The following is a 3,493-nucleotide window of genomic DNA, read 5'->3' as shown; positions in this document are numbered from 1 at the left end:
ATTTTAAATTATCTTTAAGGGCTTACTGTTAAGCCCTTAAAGACTTATATTTTTAGTTCTTAAGGTTGATGAGGCGTAAGAACCGAAGAGCGGAATGTCTAACTGAGGCGTATTCAAGAGGTCAAAACAACGTCATTCGGGCAACAACAGAATAATAATGCCCTTGGCCGGTCCTACAGTTTCATTTATCTAAATTTGAGCAATATTGTTTTGAAGGCTAGTTTTACTTGGCGAGTTCAACATTGGTATGCTTTAACTTAACTCTTAATTTTCATACACTTAAAATAATGAGTTTCAGATCACTTACGATTACTGACTAGCATTAAAGCGCCGTTATACAATGAAATTTTATAATGGTTTGAGCCCTATTGGTTAATGACATAAGTTTCTAATATGTCATTAACTATTCAAACCATTATGATTTTAACAATCCTTAACGCACCTAAATCCCCATCATAAAATGGCTACACTTTAACATTTTCAATAAGTGCCATAGCTGCGAATGGCATTAGTGGGTCCTCTTGAATGACGATGTTTTTTTCACTTGCTAGCACTTTCAGATGGGCTACATCAGAACTATTTTTATCCTTCAGGACAAGTAGGCGTGGTAAACGACGAAGCATGACACGCGTTGCCTCAGAGACTCCCGGCTTAATTTTATTAATGTCCCGAATATTGTAATCAAGCATAACCTTGACAATAAATGACGCCACGTCATTTTGACGCTTTATTTTCCAACCAGGAGACACATTGTCAATAGCAGCAGAGACCTGACCAAAACGGCTACTGACCCTATCAACGAACCAAGTACTTAGATCATCATTAGCTAAATGTGAATAGCAAATACACTGATGAAAACCAGGCACGCCATCAAGAATTAATGTACGCGATAATAGTCCTGAAACAGTACTGTTCAAGACGCCTGATGGAATAGCGTAATCATCGGCTGTAGCAATATAGTCTGCATGACCACTTAGATCCGAGATTACACAGAGTTCGTCCGAGATTTGGTAGCGACTGTTTAAATTCCAATCCGCTACAGCTTGCTTAAGTTCACGATTAATTACCCCTTTAGCCGTCCAACCATCGACAAAAATAATTGAATCCGCCGGTCGACCGGACTCGGCAATATGCTGTAGTGCAGCTTTATCAATACCTCGGTCTCGAACAATCGAAATTGAATAGTGCTTAACATCATCGGTATGCTTAGCTTTGAGTGCACGTGCTAATAAAACACCCACTGGCGTACCTGCACGAGCTAGAGACACCAAAGTAATACTGTCACCTCTAGCCTTGTACAGCTTTTTGGCTAAGAGCTGAATCTCAGAGGCTAACCGATCGCCATTAGCCTCAATCAGGTCATGAAACAGATCCAAATAGACTTTTGAAGGCGCTTCTTCATTCGAGATCATAGACGAATAATGAACACCGCCATTCTGCAGAAGGCGCTCTTTTTCAGCTACCTCGATCGGTTTAATATCGACGACTTGAAGTAAGAATTCGCAATCCTCAACGGCATAACTGCCACTAAAAACGGGCGCTTTATTTAGCTCAATCGGGTTCATTTTAATGTTTCTGCAATTTGGCTATTTGAAGGAATTATCTGAAAATCACAAACTGACAAAAAATCGGTGTCTGACAAGCTATCACCAAGTCCAATAAATGTAATCGGTTCTTTAATTTCAGTCTTGAGGATTTGCTTAAGAAAGGTCACTGCCCGTCGCTTACTGGCGTAAGGAGGCATATAAGCCAGGTTTCTGTTGTTGCAATGAACATTAAACCCCGCCGAATTTATCGTGCCAACGCCAGTCTGAAGCTTCCGAAGATGTAGGGGTTCACCTTTAACACAGACATAACAAGCATAGCCATTATCGCTTATAACACGAACGCGTAATTCAAGACCGTTTTGTTTAACGTATTGCTCTACCTCACTTTTAAGCCTAAACATACGATCACACCATTGCGGTTCTTCTTCATCCAAAACAAGACGCCAGCTAGGATGTAAAACATTGTCAGAATTAAGAATAATCGCACCGTGAGACGTTATTTTATAGCTATTAAAATCCACTTGAATGCGACTTAAAGACTCCGTGCGACGACCCGTAACAGGAATAAAGTATGAGTTGTTAAGCAATGATATTAAAGCCTGCTGCTGAGGCGTTGAATAAGCGCCCACTTCACCACTGGGTAATACAGCCGCTACTTTATGCCCTGCTACTTCCTGACACTTACGTGATGACTCGAAAAGAGTGTCATCAAGGTCAGAAAAAGTAACCACCATTATTGCATTTCGCCAAAAATGACGGCTTTACAGTTGAGCAATTTGTGCAATGGACACGCTTCAAATTGTTCAATCGTCTCATACATGATGATTGGCGTTCTATCTTCTGGAAGGTTGTACAGGTAGTAGTATGCTTGATGTGTTGGATCATAGAACTTCAACTTACTTGAAATCCCTCCTCCCTGGAGGATCGGAGAACGGCCTGTAGATTCAAATAAAACATTGTAGCCTGCCTTTTCTAGCGCTTCGGCAAAAAGGAAGGGTGCAAAAATAAACTCTGCAGTTCCTATAATCACGTACCGTTCATCTATATTAAGATTTGAAGACAAAAACGGTGCATTTTTTTCGTCAACAAATTTATTCTTTTTCAGTGCGTCAGCTTTTATGCCCATGCGGCCGGTGTCATGGCGGCAAGCAGCTTTGTTTAAACCAGCTGCCGTTAGTTTTGGAAAATCTATAATTTTTTCTGAAGACCGATTGAAGCTAAATTCACCTCGCAATAAGCTATGGAAGCTGAAGTCAAATGTTGAATAATCTTCTATGAAGTTCGAGCAAGTTTTTTCTGTCATCCAGTTGACCAAAGATACCCAATGAACTGTTTTAAGATTGGGCAAATAATCAATCATACGTTGAGTAATCTGAGTCAAGGTCTTCCCAGTACTGATTTCATCATCGACAAGAATTAGATTGTCAATACGGTTCAAATCCATGTTATCAGCCATGTCATAAATTAAGTGCTGTGGAGCATGGCTATGTTTTTCATTGATACTAAAAGCCAAAGAGCTGTTAAAACTGTGCCGTGTCGTTTGGGTGTAAAAAGTATTACCACCACACTTTGTATTTATTTCTTGGGCGACACCAGCTCCTAAACCAGTGGCTGTTTCTGCTACACCCATTACAAGGGAGTCACCCGCCAACGTCATCATGTTCGCCAAAGCCTGATATGACTCGCGCATTTCAGATGGCAAACACGGGATGTATTTACCCAATACTTTCGATAGAAATAGGTAGGCTCTATTTGGGTTTTCGCGTGACGCGAAATCTAAGAGCGCAAACATTGAATAAGCGGAAGGTTCCACAATCAACTTTAAATGACCGTTGCTCAGTGGAATTGTATATTGGCACCTACTTTGCATGACAACTTCCTGACAAAATAATGACTGAGTCAACTGTTTGACCCAGCCATTCATCCAACATATTTAGAAGTTTATA

The 3,493-nt window shown here is 40.5% G+C and carries 3 protein-coding genes; all 3 read right to left on the bottom strand.

The window, feature by feature from the left end:
- Positions 1-464 precede the first annotated feature (464 nt).
- The 3 genes from QZ562_RS20540 to QZ562_RS20530 are packed head-to-tail and all read right to left on the bottom strand — an operon-like array spanning position 465 to position 3,450.
- The gene (locus QZ562_RS20540; RefSeq protein WP_293764485.1) at positions 465-1,565 is read right to left on the bottom strand and encodes a cysteine protease StiP domain-containing protein; all 1,101 of its coding nucleotides are present in this window, start codon (positions 1,563-1,565) and stop codon (positions 465-467) included.
- Positions 1,562-2,281, bottom strand: coding sequence for an HAD family hydrolase (locus QZ562_RS20535; RefSeq protein ID WP_293764482.1), 720 nt, complete (start codon positions 2,279-2,281; stop codon positions 1,562-1,564). Before QZ562_RS20535 ends, QZ562_RS20540 begins: the two co-directional genes overlap by 4 nt.
- Positions 2,281-3,450 carry a phosphoribosyltransferase domain-containing protein gene (locus QZ562_RS20530; RefSeq protein WP_293764479.1) on the bottom strand — a complete coding sequence of 390 codons (1,170 nt, stop codon included), beginning with the start codon at positions 3,448-3,450 and terminating at the stop codon, positions 2,281-2,283. The genes QZ562_RS20535 and QZ562_RS20530 overlap by 1 nt, the downstream gene beginning before the upstream one ends.
- Positions 3,451-3,493: the final 43 nt, after the last annotated feature.

It is taken from the genome of uncultured Paraglaciecola sp., assembly GCF_913058035.1.
GTDB lineage: Bacteria > Pseudomonadota > Gammaproteobacteria > Enterobacterales > Alteromonadaceae > Paraglaciecola.
Note: the sequence above shows the minus strand (reverse complement) of the source record. Positions and strands in the feature narration are given on the sequence as shown.

Coding starts and splice junctions, on each gene's coding strand:
- QZ562_RS20535 (WP_293764482.1), bottom strand. CDS start 2,281: ATGGTGGTTACTTTTTCTGACCTTGATGACACTCTTTTCGAGTCATCA.
- QZ562_RS20540 (WP_293764485.1), bottom strand. CDS start 1,565: ATGAACCCGATTGAGCTAAATAAAGCGCCCGTTTTTAGTGGCAGTTAT.